The organism is Streptomyces sp. B21-083 (assembly GCF_036898825.1).
GTDB lineage: Bacteria > Actinomycetota > Actinomycetes > Streptomycetales > Streptomycetaceae > Streptomyces.
On the sequence record NZ_JARUND010000002.1, the window covers coordinates 533,774 to 553,339 of the forward strand.

The window sequence follows — 19,566 nt, forward strand, 5'->3', positions numbered from 1 at the left end:
GCAAGGAAAGCGGGGGAACGTCGTGATGCGGAACATGACGAGGGCCGGTCTCACGGTGATGGCCATCGGGGCCGTACTCGGGGCCTCTGCCTGCGGCGGCGACGCCGACGCGGCGGCGGGGGCCGGAAACGGGGGGACACTCCGCGCGCACGGCAAGGAGTCCCCCGTGCCGCCCGCCGGGGCCGGGGTGTCGTTCGACAAGGCGCCCGCGTCGGCCGGCATCGTGGGCACGTCGTCCGGAGCAGTGCGAAGCGCGGCGGCTTCGCTCACCCGGCACGTGCCGTGGAACCTGGACATTCTGGACCAGCGGTCGCGGCCCCTGAACGGAAAGCTCACCACCACCGCCACGGGCAAGGGCGTTCACGTCTATGTGATCGACACGGGGATGGACATCGCCCACACGGAGTTCGGCGGACGCGCCCACCTGGGCGCCGACTTCGTGGGCGCGGGGGACTCCGGCGACTGTTTCAGCGAGGACGGGATCGGCCACGGCACGTTCGTCGCGGGCGTCATCGGCGGGGCGAAGTACGGGGTGGCGCCCAAGGCGCAACTCGTCCGGGTCCAGGGCATCCTGTGCGAGAGCGCGGGCGGCGGCTCCCCCGCCGCTGCCGAGGCCGCTCTGGTGAAGTCGGTCAAGTGGGTCACCGCGCACGCGCAGAAGCCCGCGGTGGTGAACATGTCTCTCAACCTCGGCCACCGGTCGGCGGCCCTGGAGTCCGCCGTGAAGAAGATGGTCGACGCGGGAATCCCGACGGTGGTGTCGGCCGGCAACTTCCATGACGACGCCTGCAAGCACTCCCCCGCCGGCGTCCCCGGCACCATCGTCGTGGCGGCCTCCACGACGAACGACCGCCCGTGGAGCGACGGCGGCTCCTACGGTTCCGGCTACGGACGGTGCGTGGACCTGTACGCCCCCGGCCAGAAGGTGACCGCCGCCCTCGCCGGCGGCGGCACGGTCACGGAGGAGGGCGGCGCGACGTCCTGGGCCGCACCCCATGCGACCGGCGTGATCGCCCTGTACCTGTCGGCCCACCCCCACGCCACGGCCGCCCAGGTCCACACCTGGCTGGACCACACAGCCACCCTCGGCGCCCTGCACGGCGTACGCTCCGACACCCCCAACCGGCTGCTCAACACCGGCGGCCTCTGACCGGGCCCGGTCGCACCTGCGAGGGGGGCGCGCCCCGGCGGGCGCTGCTCCTGTTCTCGTCGGCACCGTCAGTGACGCTCAGCGTCCGGTCGCCCCGAGGAACACCACCAGGTCGGCGATGACGAGCACGGCGGGCGGAGAGGAAGGTGGGCCCAGTCGTCGACCCGCCCCACGGCGAGCAACGAGCCGCCGCCGAGCAGCAACGCGACTACGGCGCCGGTGGCTGCGAGGGTCCACCGCGCGGCCTCCCTGCTGTCGGCAACGGAGGCCAGCGGCGCGGGATCTTCTGCAGCAACCCGCCGGTCGGCGCTGTCGCCCTGTTGCTCCGGATGCGGTGGCGCCGATGATCGCGGCGGTGAGGTTTTCGATCTTCGGCTCGTGAACGTTCTCCACCCGGATGTCGCCGGAGGCGTGAAATAACGCGTTCCCTCCAATAGACGGAACGGTCGGCCACACCACGTCCGTGCCGACGCGGTGTGAGTACGGGGGGTGAGGGAGCCTGTGGCGGACCGGGCTCAGAAGACGAGCACCACTCGGCCGCGCAAGCCGCCCTGGGCGAGGAGGCGGTGGGCCTCGACGGCCTGCTCGACGGGCAGGGTCCGGGCCACCCGCAGCGTCAGGCGGTCTTCCTCCGCGAGCTTACGCAGGCGTTCGAGGTGGGCGTGTTCGCGGGCGTAAGCAGCCACGAACGTCTGCTGGATCGTGACGCCGCGCTCACGCTCGGCGGTGGCGAGTTCTCCCATGGCCGAGGTGGCTACCCGGCCGCCGTCGCGTACGGCCCGGCCGGCGTCGGCGGCGATACCGGCACAGTCCACCAGCCCGTCCACGCCCTCCGGGGCGTGCTTGCGGACCTGGTCGGCGAAGTCCTCCCCGCGCGGGACGACGATGTCGGCACCCAGGTCCCGGACGAGCTGCTCGTCCTTGGGCGCGGCGTCGGCGATCACGCGAAGGCCGTCGGCCTTCGCCAGCTGCACGGCGTATCCGCCGACCGCGCCGGCGGCCCCGACCACCGCGACGGTCCCGTGAGCGGGCATGGCGAGCAGGTCCAGAGCCATCCGTGCGGTCAGCCCGTTCATCGCCAGCGTGGCGGCCTGCGCGTCGCTGGCCCCCTGTGGGGCGAGCACGACGGAGTCCGCCGGGACGACCAGGTACTCGGCGTAGGCACCGTGGGTGCCGGAGGTCACGGCGATCACCGAGACCCGGTCACCGACACTGACGCCGGTCTGCACGCCGGAGCCGACCTGGTCGACGATCCCGGCCGCTTCCATGCCCGGCACATACGGGGGCTCCGCATCGTCGACGAACACGTACCCCTGGCGCACCATCGCGTCGATCGGGTTGACCGTCGCGGCGCTCACCCGGATCCGGATCTCTCCCGCGCCCGCCTCGGGCACCGGAAGCTCCAGAAGACGCAAGGATTCGGGTCCGCCGAACTCACTCACACCAATGGCTTTCATCACGCCATGCCCTCCATGAATTCCCCTGCGCAGCCAGTGCGCCTGACGTCACCAAGAATGCCCTTGGGGAAGATTCCCCGCCTGACGGGGCACGCCGAAACGCCATTTGCGAGGAACAGAAAGTAATGCGTCAGTCGAGTCGCTCACTGGTCGCTATCGCTTCTCACTCCGGCCAGGGTCACACCGCCGTCCTCACCATCACCGACGCGCCGTGGACCCCGCTCGACGGCGAACGCCATCTTCGGCGCGCCACCTACCTGGGCTCCGCCTCCGCCGCCGGCTTCACCGACTCCGGCGCCAAGAACGGCGCCGAGTCCTCCACCCTGAGCTGCTTCGCCACGCTGGTCCAGTGCATGCCGTGCTTGCCGGCCAGGTCAGCCGACAAGAAGACCGCGGCCGACCGGGAGCCCGGATGCCGACACCGGTGGTGCGTTCTGACCATGCGTCGTTCGAGGCCATGGACGCCGCACCGGTGTCGAAGGGTGCCCTACGGTTTCATCGAAGGGGGCTCGTTTCTCTTAAGTCCGGCTTGGCCGGGCCTGCAGACGGTGACGGTCGTGGTGTTGGTGGCCGTGGTGCCCTTCGAGTTGATCAGTTCGGCCCGGTACACGTAGGTGCCGTCGGGCTTGTCCGTGAAGGTCGTCTCGACCGACTGCGAAGTGCCTCTGACCGTGTCGGGCACCCGTGCGGAGACGAGCTTGCCGTTCTCGTACAGGCGGTAGAAGCTGCTCCGGGTCCCGTGCCGGAGGTTCATCGTGACGCTGTAGTCGCCGTCGTGGCGGCCGTGCGTCCGTCTGCTGGTGTTCGAGAGGGTGCCGGCGCCCGGTGCCGAAGTGTTCTGGACGAAGCTCCGCAGCGAGTCCCGCACGGCGAAGTAGGCCGGCTTGGGGTTGTAGTCCTCGTCGTACATGAGCGGCTTCGCGCCGGGCAGCCAGGTGTAGGCGTGCTTGTCGGTGAAACCCCAGAAGCTGATGTCCCGGATTCCGGCCGCCAGCGCCTCGGCGACGATGTCCCCGTAGATCTGCGTCTGCTGGTCGACGTCGTAGGTGTGCACATCGAGTTCGGTGATGGCGACGTCGAGTCCGAGAGCGTGGTAGGAGTTCGCCATCTGCGTGATGACCCCGGGCTCGGGCCCCGCCTGGGTCTCGTGCATCTCAAGGCCCACGCCGTCGATGGGGACGCCGTCGGCGACCAGACCGGCAACGAGGTCGTAGAGCTCCTGACGCTTCTCCGGGGAGAACTCCACCAGGGATTCGTTGATGAACAGCTTGGCCTCGGGATCGGCGGCGTGCGCGATGCGGAATGCTTCCGCGATGTAGTCCGCGCCGAGAACCTTGTAGAAGTCGTTGTGCACCAGGCCCGTTCCGCCCTCGATGGAGAACGGCTCGGTCACGACGTCCCACCGGTTTATCTTGCCGGCGTAGCGGTCCATGATCGTGTTGAAGTGGGTGTTCATGACCGTGCGGAGTTTGTCCGGGTCGGTGATCGCGGTCACGTAGTCCGGGTTGCAGCAGCCTGAGATGAGGCCGTGCCCCTTGACCACCATGTGGTTGTCTTCCGCGAAGCGGACCAGCCGGTCGAGACCGGCGAAGTCGAAGCTGCCTTCGTGGGGTTGGACGAAGTTCCACTTGAGCTCGTTCTCGGGCGACAGGCTGTTGAACTGATCCGCCAGGACCTCGCCGAACTGAGGTTCGTCGAGGTAGTTGGGGTTGATCGCCCCGGACCCGATGAGGATCCCCTCGCGCGCCGCCAGTTCGCGGAGCGTGGGGGACGAACTGGCTGAGGCGTCGGCGACTGGCACGGCCGCCGTCGCCAGTCCCATGGTTACGGTTGCGAGCGCCGCAACGATGCGGTGCGTTCTCATTGAATGGTGCCTCGCCTTCATGTGTGATGGATGTCCCGAGAGCGCGGCAGCGCGCCGGGGTACGGGGTGATTCGCGGGAGGCGGGATCGCCGGCAGGGTTCGGCCGGGGGCCGCCGCTCGGGGTTCGCCGACTGCGGGAACCGACCTGGCCAGTGCTGCGTCGGGCACATCGTCGCCGTATGACTTCCTCATGTGGCCCCGACGTCGTGAAGGGTCCGTCCGGACCCACCGGGTCATCTCACTGGTTGGCGAGGACCGGGATGACCTTCGTCGTGCAGAGCTCGGAGAGCCAGTGCGCGCTCAGCTTCGGAATGCGTTCCTGAGTCTCGTAGTCGACGCGGATGATTCCGAAGCGAGGGCCGTAGCCTTCGGCCCATTCGAAGTTGTCGAGCAGCGACCACACGATATATCCGACGACGTTCGCGCCGAGTTCCCGAGCGCGGTGGGTCGCCGTTGCGTGATCGATGAGGAACTGCGTCCGGTCGCGATCCAGGACCACGCGCTGTCCGTTGGATTCGCTGACCGCATCCGCGAATGCCGCGCCGTTCTCCATGACCATGATGGGCAACTCGGGGAACTCCTTCGAGAGGGCGACCAGGTGGTCCTCCAGCCCTCGTGGCTCGATTCCCCAGTCCATGGCCGTTCGCTCCAGATCGTCGCGGCGAACGATTTCGATGCGCTCCGAGCCCGGAAAGGCGGTGCCTCCAGTGGCTTCGGTGGCGGGGTCGAAGTCCGGCCTCACGCGTACGTGCATGACCTCGTAGTAGTTGACCCCGAGCAGGTCGATCGGTTGATGGCAGATCTCCACGTCGCCCGGGTGCACGAAGCTCCAGTCGGTGAAGGTCCGGGTGTCGTCGAGGAGGTCGGCCGGGTACTCCCCGCGGAGCATCGGCCCCGTGAAGACGCGGTTGGCCACGGCGTCGAAGCGACGCGCGGCCTCGGCGTCCTCCGGGGTCTCGGCTTCGATGCGGAAGACGTTCAGCACAACGGAGATCTGAGCGTCGGGGTGCTTCACGGTTCGCCGCAGTGCCGCCACCGCGAGCCCGTGCGAGAGGTTGAGATGATGTGCGGCCTTGAGTGCGTCCGCGTGGCTCTTCACACCGGGCGCGAACGCACCGCTGCCGTACCCGGCGAACGAGTTGTTCCACGGCTCGTTGTGCGTCGACCACATGGCGACCCGGTCTCCGAAGGCGGCGCCCACGATCTCCGCGTACCGCTCGAAGGCGAAGGCGGTCTCGCGTCCCCGCCAGCCGCCGTAGCGGTCCTCCAGTGCCTGCGGGAGATCCCAGTGGTTCAGCGTCACGATCGGTGTGATTCCGCGTGCGAGCAGGCCGTCGATGAGCCTCTGGTAGAACGCCAGGCCCTCTGGATTGACTTCGCCTTCACCCGTGGGCATCACACGCGGCCAGGAGATGGAGAACCGGTAGGCGTCGAGGCTGAGGGAGGCCATCAGGTCGAGATCGGTCTCGACCTGGTGATAGTGGTCGGCGGCGACGTCACCGGTTGCGCCCTGGGCGGTCTTTCCCGGCGTGCGGCTGAAGGTGTCCCAGATGGACGGCCCCCGTCCGCCCTCGTCCGCGCCGCCTTCGATCTGGTAGGCGGCGGTCGCGGCGCCGAGGATGAAGTCGGGCGGGAACGTCAGATGCCCGCGAGCGAACAAGTCGCAAGTCATAAATCAGCCTCTCTGGTGACGTGGCGCCAAAACCTAACACCTGAACTGTAATCAGCACAGGGGCTGAACGAACTCTGGCGTCTCGTCCCCGGAGGGCCCTCACGCGGCGGCCGGTGTCCGGCGGCATCACAGCTGATCAGGGACGCGTGGGGTTCGTTGGTTGAAGGGCATGACCGAGCGCCGTGGGTGGGCGTGAACGGCCTTCCTTGAGGCGTGCCGCTCCAGCGAGTCGGAGCCTGGGGGCACTGAAGAGCGCACGTATGGGCGCAGGCGCGTGAGGTTCTCCGCGAGCGCGAACCCCATCGCCGCCGGCGCGCTCCCACCCCGTGCGTCAGGGGCTGCGCGCACACATGACCATGAGAAGGCAGGCTGCACGGCCCCCTTGCAGGGTCCCCGCGTGCGTCGGCGGTCCTGCCTCAGTTCCCTGCGCCCGCGATCGTTGGCCAGCTCGTCAGGTAACGAGCCCGACGTCGCCTGCGCCGTCGACGTCGACCGGCATTCAGGCGGAGTCGTCGCCGTCGCGCCGGTCGGGTTCTTCCGGAGTCGGCTGCTGTGACCAGTGCGCCCGGGCAGCTGCCACGAGGCGCCAGAAGGCGTCGACGGCCTCGACGACGTCGAGGTCGTCGCGATATCGCCGCTGGAGCTGCAGTCCGTCCTGTACGGCGATCCCCAGGGTGGCGATCACCTCCGCGCTGACCCCCATGGGGGCGCGCTCGGAAGCCTCGGGACCGGGATCGAGCGTCTGCGTCTGCGCCGAGTGGTAGTGCTCGACGAAGTAGGTGTGCGCGGGGTGATCGCGATCGATGGCCTCGGCGGAGAGGATGATGAACAGGGATGTCAGTCCCTCGTGCTCCGCGGAATGCCGCGCGACCTCCCGCGACCGGGTGGCGACATCGGTGGCGTGGAGCTCGGACAGGTAGTCGGCGACTGACGAGTCACGCAGACCGAGCACTTCTACGAGGAGTTCTTCCTTGTCGGCGAAGTGGTGAAGGACCCCTGTTTGTGTGAGACGCATGCGCCTGGCGAGCTCGCGCATCGACGAGTGCTCGTATCCGGATTCCGCGAAGAGCTCGGCTGCAGCGGCGATGATCTCTCGGCGGCGCTGAAGCCCCTTGCGATAGGGCCCCCGAGGCCCGGTGCGTTCCGCCATGTCCTCAACATACAGCGAGGTGGTGTCGCGCTTGGCCCGAGTGCGGCCGTGACGATGAGAACTCCGCGAATACTTGTCACGTGAACTGTGTTGAGTGATACTGGCCGCCGCCGCACCTTCCGAGACGACACCTCAGCTGGGGACGCAGCGGCTTGTGCGACCTCCGGGCGACAGGGTTCGCGCATGACGCAGGAGCGCGCAGCGGCCCGGGGCGGCCGCCTTGTCGCCGCGGATCTAGGCACATCGCCTGAGACAAAGGACTACACATGCGATCCACCCGAAGAGCCATCGCTGTGCTTGCAGCGGCCTCGCTGACCGTCCTCGCCGCTGGTTGCGGATCCAGCGACGAGGGCGACGCCGACGGCAAGATCACCCTCAAGGTGTCGACGTTCAGCGAGTGGGGGTACGGCGACCTGCTCAAGGAGTACCAGAAGCTTCACCCCGAGATCACCATCAAGCACAACCGCTTCGCCACGAGCGACGCGGCCAAGGAACAGTTCCAGACCGCCCTCGGCGCGGGCTCGGGGCTCGCCGACGTGGTCGGTGTCGACAACAGCTGGCTCCCGCAGGTCCTGCAGCACCCGGACAACTTCGTGGACCTCTCCTCTTCGAAGGTCAAGGGCCGCTGGAAGGACTGGACGTCCAAGCTCGCGACCACCAACGACGGCAAGCTGCTCGGCTACGCGACGGACATCGGCCCGCAGTCCATCGCGTACCGCAGCGACCTGTTCAAGGCGGCCGGCCTGCCGACGGATCGCGAAGCGGTGGCCAAGCTGTTCGGGGGCGACAAGGCGACATGGGACGACTTCTTCGCCGTCGGCGAGAAGTTCAAGGCCGCCAAGACGGGCCCGGCGTTCTACGACGCGTCAGCCTCGGTCGCGACCAGTTGGGGCGACCAGTACAAGGTGCTCTGGGAGGACCCCAAGACCGGCGACATCATCGCAGGCCATAACAAGGACCTTCGGAACATCTACGACACGGTGACGTCGCACGAGGACCTCTCGGCACACCTGGCGCGGTGGAGCGAGGACTGGGTGAGCGCGTTCCAGAAAGACAAGTTCGCCGTCATGCTCGCACCGTCGTGGATGCTCGGCGTGATCAAGGGCAACGCTGCCGGCGTCAAGGGATGGGACATCGCCGATGTCTTCCCCGGCGGGGGTGTCAACAGCGGCGGGTCGTACCTCACCGTGCCGACGCAGTCGAAGCACCCCAAGGAAGCGCAGGCGCTCGCGGAGTGGCTCACCGCTCCTGAGCAGCAGCTGAAGGCGTTCAAGACGACGGGTAACTTCCCCAGCCAGGTCGCGGCCCAGAGCAGCGACCAGTTGCAGAAGGTGACCGATCCCTTCTTCAGCGATGCGCCCGTGGGCAAGATCCTCACCCACCGCGCGTCGGCGATCACCACTATTCCCTACAAGGGTGACAACTACTTCGCGATCACGGCGGCGTTCAACAACGCGATCAACCGTGTCTCGGTCGACAGGACCGACTCTCCGAAGAAGTCGTGGGACACGTTCGTCGATGATCTGGACGCGCTGAAGTGACCGGTTCGTCCGCGCACTCGGGGACGCCCGCCATGGCGGGCGTCCCCGAGTCACCACCGAAGGAAGAGCGCATGGCCCATCCGGCAGCGAGCGCGTCGACCCGCACCGGCGCCTCCCCTCCACAACCGCCTGCCTCCTGGCGTCAGCGTCTCGGCCGCTGGGACATGAAGGCGTCGCCGTACGCCTATATCTCACCGTTCTTCATACTGTTCGGGCTCGTCGGCCTGTTCCCGCTCCTCTACACCGCATACGTCTCGCTGCACGACTGGGACCTCATCGGCGGCCAGGGCGACTTCGTCGGGCTCGACAACTTCACCTTCGTTCTCGATCAGCCGGTCTTCTGGGACTCGCTGGGCAACACCGTGAGCATCTTCCTGCTGTCGACGGTCCCCCAGATCGTGATCGCGCTCGTACTCGCCAGTCTTCTGCACGCGAACATCCGCGCGCGGACCTTCTGGCGGATGGGGGTGTTGCTGCCGTACGTCATCGCCCCCGTCGCCGTGTCGCTGATTTTCTCGCGCATGTTCGCGGACCAGTCCGGCCTGGTCAACGCGGTGCTCGGGCATCTGGGAGTGGACCCGATCGGCTGGCACCGGGACAGCATGCCGGCGCACATCGTCATCGCGAACATGGTCAACTTCCGGTGGACCGGCTTCAACACGCTCGTGCTGCTCGCCGCCATGCAGGCGATCTCCCGTGACCTGTACGAAGCGGCGATCCTCGACAGCGCGGGCCGGATGCGGCAGTTCTTCTCCGTCACGGTTCCGTCCGTGCGTCCGACGATCATCTTCGTCGTGATCACGTCCACGATCGGCGGCCTGCAGATCTTCGACGAGCCGCGGCTGTACGACACGCAGGGGCTCGGCGGGAGCTCAGGGCAGTGGAAGACGATCACGCTGTACCTGTACGAGCTCGGTTGGAATCAGCAAAGGCTGGGCCGCGCCGCAGCCGTCGCATGGCTGCTCTTCCTGCTGATCATCGTGTTCGCGCTGGTCAGCAACTGGCTGTCGCGCCGCATCGCCTCCGGCGACGATCCAGTCGCCGTCCCCCGAAAGGCACGCCGCGCCGCCCGACGAGACGCGAGCGGGTCAGCAGCTGGTACGCCCGCCTTCTCCGCATCGTCCGGTGACACACCCGGGAGCAACACGTGAGCAGACCCTCCGTCCCGTACATCGAGCAGACATCCGGCCGCGGTGCGGCCCGGGCGGCACGCCGCCGTCGAGGGCGGGATCACGGTGCCGCGCGCCGGCCCGGACGGATGACCTACGTCGTCCTCACAGTGGTCGCGCTCATCTCGATCTTCCCGCTCTACTACGCGCTCCTGCTCGCGTCGTCGACATCGGCGGAGGTCGCGCAGCACCCGATCCCCTCGCTGATCCCGGGCGGGCATCTGGGCGACAACCTCGTACGCGTCTTCGAGTCCGACATCGATCTGCCGCGCGCGGTCTGGAACTCCGTCTTCGTCTCGGTGACGACGGCGCTCGCGGTCGTGTTCCTGTCCACGCTGGCGGGCTTCGCCTTCGCGAAGCTTCGGTTCAAAGGGCGGGCCGGTCTTCTCGCGTTCGTCGTGGCCACCATGGCGGTCCCGACACAGCTGGGCGTGGTGCCGCTGTTCATCGTCATGCGCGAGCTGGGACTGACGGGAAGCCTGTGGGCAGTGATCATCCCTGGCCTCGCATCCGCCTTCGGGGTGTTCTGGATGACGCAGTACCTTCAGGCGGCCCTGCCCTATGAGCTCGTCGAGGCCGCCCGAATCGACGGTGCCACGACATTCCGGATCTTCCGGTCCATTGTGCTGCCGGCCGCCCGCCCCGCGTTGGCGATGCTCGGACTGTTCACCTTCATCGGGGCGTGGACCAACTTCTTCTGGCCGTCGATCGTGCTGGGAACGACCAACCCGACGCTGCCTGTCGCTCTGCAGCTGCTGCAAACCGGGTTCTTCAAGGACATCCCCCTGATCATGACCGGCGTGCTCGTGTCGGTGGTGCCGCTGCTGACGCTGTTCGTCATCCTCGGCAAGCAGCTCGTCGCCGGCGTCATGCAGGGAGCCATCAAGGGGTGACGCCGCGGTGTCCTGCCGCTGAGTCCTGGCCCCCACCTCGCCGAGGCCGCCCCCGAGGCCCCGGAGACGAATGTGAGAGGAACTACCGACCCCCCATGCACAACACGACCGCACCGGACCGCATCGAATTCCGCGACCTCAACGGCAACGGCCGCATGGACCCGTACGAGGACCCGCGGCTCAGCGCCGAGGAACGTACCGAGGACCTGTTGTCCCGGCTCTCGCTCGAAGAGAAGGTCGGTCTCCTCTTCCACACGGTCATCGAGATCGGCCCAGAAGGCACTGTCCTCGAAGAGCCCGGCGCGATCAGCAAGTCGCCCACCAGCGAGGTGATCCTCGACAGGGCGATGAACCACTTCAACGTGCACCGCATCGAAGACGCCCGGGCGGCCGCACGATGGAACAACGCGATCCAGCGGCTGGCCGAGAAGACGCCGCACGGCATCCCGGTGACGATCTCCACCGACCCGCGCCACGGGTTCCTGGAGAATGTCGGGGCGTCGTTCACGGCGGGCCCGTTCTCGCAGTGGCCAGACGGGCTCGGCCTCGCGGCGCTTCGCGACCCGGATGTCGTGCGCGAGTTCGCGCGACGGGCGCGCGACGAGTACCGCGCCGTGGGAATCCGCATGGCGCTGCATCCCCAGGTCGACCTGGCCAGCGAGCCCAGGTGGGCACGTCAGCTCCAGACCTTCGGCGCTGACACCGATCTCGTGGTGGCGTACACACGCGCGTACCTCGAAGGCTTCCAGGGCGCCACTCCCGACTCGACGAGCGTCGCCTGCGTCACCAAGCACTTCCCCGGCGCCGGCGCTCAACTGGACGGCGAGGACGCGCACTTCCCGTACGGCCGCGAGCAGGTCTACCCGGGCGGGGCGTTCGAGGAGCACCTGCGCCCGTTCACCGCCGCCGTGGAACACGGCACCGCCGCGATCATGCCGTACTACGGGATGCCCGTCGGGCTCGAGATCGACGGCGTACCGATCGAGGAAGCCGGGTTCGGGTACAACAAGCAGATCCTCACCGGACTCCTGCGCGAGAAGCTCGGCTACGACGGGCTTATCATCACGGACTGGGAGCTGGTGAACGACAACCCCGTCGGGGACCAGGTCCTGCCGGCCCGCGCGTGGGGCGTCGAGGAGCTCGACGCCCGCGAGCGCCTGGTCAGGATCCTCGACGCCGGCGCGGACCAGTTCGGCGGCGAGCAGTGCACGGACCTGCTGCTCGACCTCGTACGGGACGGCGTCGTCGCGGAGAGCAGAATCGACGAGTCGGCGCGCCGCGTCCTGCTGGTCAAGTTCCGGCTCGGCCTCTTCGACGACCCCTTCGTCGACGAGGAGGCAGCCGCGGCCATCGTGGGCAACGCCGAGACCCGTCAGGCCGGCTCGGAGGCGCAGGCCCGATCGGTCACCGTCCTCAAGAACTCCGTCGTCCTCGGCGCGCCCCTCCTCCCCCTTTCCAGAGGCGCGAGAGTGTACGCGGAGGGCATCGAACCGGAGGCCCTCGCACGGGCCGTCACTCCCGCGGCCACGCCACAGGAGGCGGACCTCGCCATCGTGCGCATCGACGCGCCCTTCGAACCACGGGACGACCTGTTCCTGGAGTCGTACTTCCACCAGGGGTCTCTCGAACTGCCGCCCGGCCTCGTGCACCGACTGGGCATGATCGCCCAGCAGACCCCGCTCATCGTGGATGTCGCCCTGGACCGCCCCGCCATTCTCACGCCGCTGATCGACGCGCTCGCCGGCCTCACGGTGACCTTCGGCGTCTCGGACGACGCCTTGCTCGCCGCCCTCACCGGCCGCATCACCCCCCAGGGCAGACTCCCCGTCGAGCTGCCGCGATCGATGCAGGCCGTGCGAGAGTCCGCGCCTGACGCGCCGGCGAACACCCCCGACCCGCTGTTCCCCCTGGGATCCGGGCTGGAGATCTGATGTCTCGTTCGTACAGAAGGAGCACGCCATGACCGACGCACGGTCCCGCGCCGTCGAGTTGCTGGGTCGGATGACCATGCACGAGAAGGTCGCCCAGCTGACATCGGTCATACCGACGATGCTCTTCGACGCGAAGGGCATCCGTCCTGAGGTCGCCGCGGCCAAGCTCGCCAACGGCATCGGCTACGTCGAACCGCACATGGGCGGGTTCCCGGCGAACGCGGCCGAACTCGCCCGGCTGAACAACGCGTTGCAGCACCATCTTGTGCACAGGACCCGGCTGGGCATTCCGGCGATCATGCATATCGAGGCGCTCAACGGCGTGAACGCGCCCACCTTCACCTCGTTTCCCACCGCGATCGCTCTCGCCGCCACCTGGGACACAGCCGGGGTCGGCGAGATGGCCGCCCTGACGCGCCGGCAGATGCGATCCGTGGGCCTGCACCACGCCCTGTCCCCGCTGCTCGATGTCGCCCGCGACGCGCGATGGGGCCGCGTACACGAGACCTACGGTGAGGATCCGTACCTGGTCAGTGCGCTCGGTGTGTCCTTCGTACGCCATCTGCAGGGCGAGTCGTTCCAGGACGGGGTCATCGCCACCGGCAAGCACTTCCTCGGGTACGCCATGAGCGAGGCCGGTCTCAACATGGCGACCGTGCCGGTGGGAGCGCGCGAGCTGCGGGAGGTGTACGCGCGGCCCTTCGCCGCCGCGATCCAGCTCGCCGGTCTCGGATCGATAATGAACTCGCTCGCCGACTGGGACGGAGTTCCCGCGGCCGCCGACCCTCGCGTCTTCCGCGAGATGCTGCGCGACCAGCTCGGCTTCGACGGCACCGTCGTGTCGGACTGGTCCTCGATCGAGAACCTCGTGACACATCATCGCGCCGCGCGCGACGCACGCGAAGCCGGCGTACTGGGGCTGCGGGCCGGCATCGACGTGGAGATGCCCGAGCCGTTCGGCTACGGCGACAACCTCGTCGAGGCCGTCCGCGCCGGCGAGATCCCCGAAACGACCGTCGACGAGTCGGTGGTGCGCGTACTGACGCACAAGTTCCAGCTGGGCCTGTTCGACAACCCGTACGTGGAGACCGACCCGATCGAGATCATGTCCGTGGCCCAGGAAGGACGTGACCTCTCGCTGCGCCTGGCGCGCGAGTCGGTCACCCTGCTCAAGAACGCCGGCGGAGTGCTTCCGCTGAGCGGCGCTCCCCGTATCGCCCTCATCGGGCCGCACGCCGACCGGATCGGCGCGGCCTTCGCGCCGTACACCTTCCCCTCCTTCATCGCACTCACCCGTGCGATGCTGAAGGGCGCGACGAGCTCGATGGTCGGTGTCGACGACATCGGCTCCTTCGGCCCTGACGACGCCTACGTGCACCGGGAGATCGGCGACCTTCTCGCGATGGACGAGGACGAGTTCGCCCGGACGCAGTACGGAGCGGTCTCCCTCGCGGACGCGCTGCGCGCCGCGCTGCCCGACGCGGACATCGTCGTTGCCGCGGGATGCGGGATCACCGATGGCGCCGAGGGGATCGAAGCCGCCGTGGAGGCCGCGCGTGACGCCGACATCGTGATCCTGGCGCTCGGCGGCCTGGCCCGGTGGTTCTTCACCGAACGGACGGAGGGCGAGGGCGCGGACACCGCCGATGTGCGGCTGCCGGACGTGCAGCGCCGGCTCGTGCACGAGGTCGCCGGGCTCGGCCGGGCGACCGTCGGCGTGATCTTCTCCGGCCGCCCCGTCGCCCTCGGTGACGTCGAGTCCCGACTCGACGCGATCCTGCTCGGGTACTACGGCTCGCAGTACGGCACACGTGCCGTCGCGGACATCCTGACCGGCGCGGCCGAGCCGCAAGGACGCCTGCCCTACACGATCCCCCGCGCCGGCGGACAGGTTCCCGTTCACGCGGGCCAGCGGTTCGGCAGCGGATACCGCCGCCACGAAGGCGACCCGCACGGCGGCTACGTGGACGAGTCGGCGGCACCGCTCTACCCGTTCGGCCACGGCCTCACGTACACCCGTTTCACCTACTCCGACCTCAGGCTCAGCAGCTCAGCGGTCGCGCCCGACGGCACCGTCGACGTCACCGTCACCGTCGAGAACAGCGGCGACCGCCCGGGCGTGGAGCTCGTCCAGCTCTACGTCGAGGACGACGCCCCCGGCATCGCGCGACCGGCACTCCAACTCACAGGGTTCCACCAGCTCGAACTGCAGCCGGGCGAGTCGGCAACGGTGACGTTCGCGCTGGAGCTTCCTCTCCTGGCCTATCTGTCCCTGGACGACAGATGGGTCGTGGACCCGGGCCCCATGTGGATCTCTGTCGGCTCGTCGTCGAGCGACCTCCCCCTGCGGAGCCGCTTGGACGTCGTCGGTGACACCGCCGACGTCACCGAGCGGAGGGTCTATCTGACCCACTCCACCACGACCTCGCGTCCCGCGACCGGGACGTGACGCGCAAGACCGTCGCCCGAAGCACCGCCGCATAGCCGGCGCCCGCAGCAGCCCGTGGGGAGCGGCCCTGACACCGCTCCCCACGGGCCCTTTCGCCCAGCGTTGGTGTGCGGGGCGCGGACGCCGGTGCCGCGGCGCCAGGACGCGGCGTCGCGTTCGAGGACCGGACCGGGCCGGGCCTCCGTCGCGCAACCCCAACCGCACCCGCGCGCGGGTGACGCCGCCGAACGCGTCGCACCGCTCCTCCGTTTCCACCGCGACACGCGCGCCACCGCACAGCGTGAGCGTCCACACCGGGACTACTCCGTGCCGTCCGCCGGCAGGCGCTCCGGTAGCCCGAGCCGCGGGAACCGGTCGCTGTGGAAGGTGATGATCTCGGTGATCACCCCGCCGGTGACGCGCAGGACATCGATCGTCAACGGCAGGTACGCGCCCTCGTCCTTCTGCCACTGGTAGAAGGCGACCGCGGGCTGCCGGTTGACGGAGGTGAGGACTGGGCGCAGGCCCGTCATGCCCTCGAAGCCGCTCTCCACCCAGTCGTTCACCACCGTGTCGCGGCCGACGTACAGGCCCGGCGTGGGCGGCATCGAGACGCGGACGTCGTCCCGTAGGAGCGCGGCGAGCCCGTCGATGTCCGTGGCCACACTGGCCTCGGTGAAGCGGCGCACCAGCTCGCGCGTCCCGGCGTCCTGGTCGCCGCCGGTCCAGTCCTGGCGCTCGGCGGGCAGATGCTCCCGCATGCCCGCGCGCGCCCGCTGCAACGCGCTGTTCACCGAGTTGACGGAGTCCCCGAGCAACTCCGCGACGCCCTTCGCCGGCCAGCCGAGCACGGCCCGCAGAATCAGCACGGCCCGCGGGCGCGGCGCGAGGTGCTGGACGGCGACCAGGTACGCCAGCTCGATCGTCTCCCGCGCGACGGCGGCACTCTCCGGCTCGTCCGCGTAGCCTGCCGGCAGCTCGTCGAGCAGCCGGTCCGGGTACGGCTGCAGCCACAGCACCTCGCCGCCCGTCGCAGGCTCCGGGCGGCACTTGGCGAGCAGGTCCAGGCAGGCGTTGGTGGCGATCCGGTACAGCCAGGCCCGGAACGTCGACCGTCCCTCGAAGGTCTCCCGCCGCCGCCAGGCACGCAGGAATGTCTCCTGCACGGTGTCCTCGGCATCCTCGAACGACCCGAGCATCCGGTAGCAGTGCACGTGCAGCTCCCGCCGGTGCAGCTCCGCCAACCCTGAGAACGCCGACTCGTCGAGCTCGCCCAGACCCCTCGCGCCCAGCTCCTCCAGCCGCGTGTCCGCACTCATCACGTCGTCCTTCCGCCTCGTCGTGTCCCGTCGTAGGTATGACGGGTGCGGGCGCGAAAACTCATCACCAGAGGCTCCTCCGGCCGACCCGGGCCCCTGCCATCTGTCAGGGGCCACTGCGCGATTCGCCTTCCTGGTTTGAGGGAACTGGTCCAGCAGGGCGGAGAGGGACGGTGCCTGGAGGAAGTCGTGGGCAAGCGGCTCGCGGCTTCTGTCTCCGCCGATGACGACGGCGCCGGGGAAGCGCTTCTTCCTCCTCCCGAGGCCGGGGTGAGGCATCCGACCTGTCTCTTTCGCCAGCTCGGCACGCCGAGAGGGGCCGGCTGCTCCCGGAGGAGGAGACCGACCCCTTCCCGAGCGAGAGGATCAGCTCAGGCCGAGGTCCGACAGTGCCGTCGTCCAGTCCGTGACAATCGCGTCCTGGGCGTCTGCGAGGGTGACGGTGCGGGCGCAGACGGCCTTCTTGAGCTTGTTCTCGACGGTGTCCTTGTTGGCGGCGGTCATGGTGCCGTACTCCGGCTCGGGCCAGAGGTTGAGCGCGCTCTTGGGGGAACCGCCGAGTTCGAGGGGGACGAAGTGGTCCTCCTCGTAGTCCGATGTGCTGGTGTCCGTGAAGCCGTACTCGACGATCTGTTTCTTCTTCAGCGCGGTGGTGTAGGAGCTGGACGGCCGGACGGTCGCCGTCCATCCGGAGACGCAGATGGTGGAGCCGATGGTGGACTGGGTGACGTCCGGATTGAAGTCGCCGGGCTGGCAGCTGGAGTCGGGGAGGGGAAGGTAGTCCTGGCTGCAGCTCTGCGCGTGGGCGGCGCCGGCTGCGACGGTGAGACCGCCGGCTGCGAGGGCGAGGGAGGAAAAAGCGGTGACCAGCGAGCGGGATATTCGGGGCATGGGAGATCTCCCGGAGCGGTGCCCGGCAGGGATTCCGGGCGGTCGCGAACATGACAGCACCGACGTCATCTATGCGGGTAGATCTCTTTGCCGCCCACGGAGACTCTTTGTTGAATATTTGAGTACGGTGGGACTGGCGGAGGGCAGGCCATGGCCCGCCCTTGGTTGTCGGCATCGCGCGCCGAACCCCACGAGGCCTTCCCCCGTCACCCCGTCACCCCGTCAGCTGTGAGCGAGGGCGCGGCTATCGGCGTACCAATCCGTGACGGTCGGCCCATGCGCTGATCGCGGCGGCCAGTTCCTCGGGTCCGGGGAGTAGTGGCCGGCGAGGCCGTGACGGGAGACTTCCAAAGCCGCGATGTGCTTCTCGCACCAGGCCTCGGACGGATGGCGGCCAGGGTGGCCGCGTGCGGGCGGGTGAGGAACGTCCGTGCGGCGGCTGGCAGTTCGGCGGTCGCTCGGCTCACTTCTTCTTCACGCCCTCGTCCCATATCAGCTTGGCGATGTTCGGCTTCACGGCCGTGGTGATGACGCCCATGGCCGTGTGGACGTACCGTCGTTCCTCCAGTTCGCGCACCATGCTCGCGGCGAGGTCCGCGCGGGCGGTGAAGACGCCGTCGGCGCTGGCCTCAGCGGTGCGGTAGTCCGTGACGGCCGGGTGCTCGAAGAGGCCCGAGGGCCGGACGAGGGTCCAGTCGAGGCGCGTCTCCCGGATCACGGCCTCCATGCGGCGCATGTCCTCGTGGAGGGTGCGGCCCAGCCGCCGATTGACCAGCGGGTCGAGTACGTGGTTGAAGAAGTGCGCGCCGGTCGGCCGCCACTTCGGGTCGGCGATGCTGGAGCTGACGGTGAGCAGTCGATTGATGCCGTGGCGGGTCATGGCCGCGGTGATGACCGTGGCGCTCGCCGAGTACGTGGTGATGGTCTCCTTGCTGAAGCGCGAACCCAGCGCGGAGAGAACGGCGTTCGTCCCGCTGACCGCGGCGTCGACGGCCGCCGGGTCGGTGGCATCGGCGACAGCCACGGTCAGGCCGGGTCGTGCGGGCAGAGAGCCGGGGCGGCGGGTCACGGCGACGACCTCATGGCCGGCGGCGAGGGCCTGGTCAGTGAGGTGGCGGCCGGTCGGCCCGTTGGCGCCGAAGACTGCGATACGCATGGTGTCGGGCATCCCTTCGTGTGGATCGCGGAACGCCCTTGACTGTGCCGATCACGAAATGCAGGCTCAACGCTGATGAATAACGCCGCCCCTGCCCCCGTCCGCAGCCGAGGCCGTCCCCGCGGCAACCCGCCGACCCGTGAGTCGATTGTCTCGGCGGCCCGGTCGCTGTTCCTGGAGCGCGGCTACCGGCGCACCACCCTGCGTGTGGTAGCCGGGGCAGCCGGGGTCGACCCGGCGCTGATCGCGTACCACTTCGGCTCGAAGAAGGGCCTGTTCGCGGACGTGATGCAGTTCCAGTGCGCTCAAGCGCTGACGGTGGACGACGTCCTCGCCGGCGACCTGGCCACCCTCCCCGAACGCCTGATCGACGCGGTGACGGACCTGTGGGAAGACGCCGACTTCCGTCGGCTCACCGTCCAGGGTGATGAGGCGGCCGAGGCCATCCGCGAATACCTGGAACGGGAGCTGCTGACCCCGCTTGTTGAATTTCTGGGCGGCCGGGACGCGACCGCCCGAGCCACGGCCGTGGTGACGATCCTCGGCGGCCTCATCTACACCCGCTACCTCAACCCGCTCCCCACACCTGCCGCCCTCACCCCGTCCGAGGTCCGCCACATCCTCGCCCCGACGCTCCGCGCGGCACTGGCCCCGAGGCCACGTACCGCGGCAACCACCAGAGCGGGCCACCGTGGCTCGCCGACCTTCGGCGGGCAACTCGTCCGGCCTTGACCACCTCTTGAGCGGGGCCGGCTGATCGACTGAGGATGCCACCGCGGCCCGGACACCCTCGGTTTTTCGCCGTACGTCCGCGAGGAAGTCGATGCACCTCGGCCACCGACTACCGGCTGCCGACGGCATCGGCGCTGACTCAGCAGTCGCTGTGCACGGTGACGTACATGTTCCCCACCACACCACCGTGCTTTCACTTGCCCCGCCCGCGCC

The 19,566-nt window shown here is 68.8% G+C and carries 16 protein-coding genes; 8 read left to right on the top strand and 8 right to left on the bottom strand.

Features of this window, described 5'->3' with window-relative positions; translation table 11 throughout:
• The first annotated feature begins 34 nt into the window (after positions 1–34).
• Entirely contained in the window at positions 35–1,150 is a 1,116-nt protein-coding gene (locus QA861_RS26390) for a S8 family peptidase (protein WP_334591064.1), read from the top strand.
• 146 nt (positions 1,151–1,296) lie between these two features.
• Positions 1,297–1,497 carry a hypothetical protein gene (locus QA861_RS26395; RefSeq protein ID WP_334591065.1) on the top strand — a complete coding sequence of 67 codons (201 nt, stop codon included), beginning with the start codon at positions 1,297–1,299 and terminating at the stop codon, positions 1,495–1,497.
• A gap of 168 nt (positions 1,498–1,665) precedes the next feature.
• Here the strand turns inward: QA861_RS26395 and QA861_RS26400 are convergent, their stop codons facing one another.
• From QA861_RS26400 to QA861_RS26420, 5 genes are all read right to left on the bottom strand, one after another.
• Positions 1,666–2,607 carry an NADP-dependent oxidoreductase gene (locus QA861_RS26400; RefSeq protein WP_334591066.1) on the bottom strand — a complete coding sequence of 314 codons (942 nt, stop codon included), beginning with the start codon at positions 2,605–2,607 and terminating at the stop codon, positions 1,666–1,668.
• Between the two features lie 253 nt (positions 2,608–2,860).
• Positions 2,861–2,992, bottom strand: coding sequence for a hypothetical protein (locus tag QA861_RS26405; protein WP_334591067.1), 132 nt, complete (start codon positions 2,990–2,992; stop codon positions 2,861–2,863).
• 102 nt (positions 2,993–3,094) lie between these two features.
• Positions 3,095–4,429 (bottom strand): endo-1,4-beta-xylanase, encoded by a 1,335-nt coding sequence (locus tag QA861_RS26410; protein WP_334591068.1) that lies wholly within the window; start codon positions 4,427–4,429, stop codon positions 3,095–3,097.
• 280 nt (positions 4,430–4,709) lie between these two features.
• Positions 4,710–6,143 carry a GH1 family beta-glucosidase gene (locus QA861_RS26415; protein WP_443041585.1) on the bottom strand — a complete coding sequence of 478 codons (1,434 nt, stop codon included), beginning with the start codon at positions 6,141–6,143 and terminating at the stop codon, positions 4,710–4,712.
• A gap of 499 nt (positions 6,144–6,642) precedes the next feature.
• Entirely contained in the window at positions 6,643–7,293 is a 651-nt protein-coding gene (locus QA861_RS26420; protein ID WP_334591070.1) for a TetR/AcrR family transcriptional regulator, read from the bottom strand.
• 266 nt (positions 7,294–7,559) lie between these two features.
• Between QA861_RS26420 and QA861_RS26425 the strand changes: the two genes are divergently transcribed.
• From QA861_RS26425 to QA861_RS26445, 5 genes are all read left to right on the top strand, one after another.
• Entirely contained in the window at positions 7,560–8,834 is a 1,275-nt protein-coding gene (locus QA861_RS26425) for an ABC transporter substrate-binding protein (protein WP_334591071.1), read from the top strand.
• Positions 8,835–8,905: 71 nt separating this feature from the next.
• Positions 8,906–9,985, top strand: a complete 1,080-nt coding sequence (locus tag QA861_RS26430) for a carbohydrate ABC transporter permease (RefSeq protein ID WP_334591072.1) — start codon at positions 8,906–8,908, stop codon at positions 9,983–9,985.
• On the top strand, positions 9,982–10,896 hold the full coding sequence (locus QA861_RS26435) for a carbohydrate ABC transporter permease (RefSeq protein ID WP_334591073.1): 915 nt from the start codon (positions 9,982–9,984) through the stop codon (positions 10,894–10,896). Before QA861_RS26430 ends, QA861_RS26435 begins: the two co-directional genes overlap by 4 nt.
• A gap of 95 nt (positions 10,897–10,991) precedes the next feature.
• Positions 10,992–12,827, top strand: coding sequence for a glycoside hydrolase family 3 protein (locus QA861_RS26440; protein WP_334591074.1), 1,836 nt, complete (start codon positions 10,992–10,994; stop codon positions 12,825–12,827).
• Positions 12,828–12,855: 28 nt separating this feature from the next.
• A complete protein-coding gene (locus QA861_RS26445; protein ID WP_334591075.1) occupies positions 12,856–15,276 on the top strand; it encodes a glycoside hydrolase family 3 N-terminal domain-containing protein in 2,421 nt (806 codons plus the stop codon).
• A 299-nt stretch (positions 15,277–15,575) separates the two neighbouring features.
• Here QA861_RS26445 and QA861_RS26450 read toward each other — a convergent pair whose 3' ends face one another.
• From QA861_RS26450 to QA861_RS26460, 3 genes are all read right to left on the bottom strand, one after another.
• Positions 15,576–16,574 carry an RNA polymerase subunit sigma-70 gene (locus QA861_RS26450; protein WP_334591076.1) on the bottom strand — a complete coding sequence of 333 codons (999 nt, stop codon included), beginning with the start codon at positions 16,572–16,574 and terminating at the stop codon, positions 15,576–15,578.
• 366 nt (positions 16,575–16,940) lie between these two features.
• Positions 16,941–17,465 (bottom strand): hypothetical protein, encoded by a 525-nt coding sequence (locus tag QA861_RS26455; protein ID WP_334591077.1) that lies wholly within the window; start codon positions 17,463–17,465, stop codon positions 16,941–16,943.
• A 463-nt stretch (positions 17,466–17,928) separates the two neighbouring features.
• The gene (locus QA861_RS26460) at positions 17,929–18,621 is read right to left on the bottom strand and encodes an NAD(P)-dependent oxidoreductase (protein ID WP_334591078.1); all 693 of its coding nucleotides are present in this window, start codon (positions 18,619–18,621) and stop codon (positions 17,929–17,931) included.
• 75 nt (positions 18,622–18,696) lie between these two features.
• Between QA861_RS26460 and QA861_RS26465 the strand changes: the two genes are divergently transcribed.
• On the top strand, positions 18,697–19,353 hold the full coding sequence (locus QA861_RS26465) for a TetR/AcrR family transcriptional regulator (protein WP_334591079.1): 657 nt from the start codon (positions 18,697–18,699) through the stop codon (positions 19,351–19,353).
• Positions 19,354–19,566: the final 213 nt, after the last annotated feature.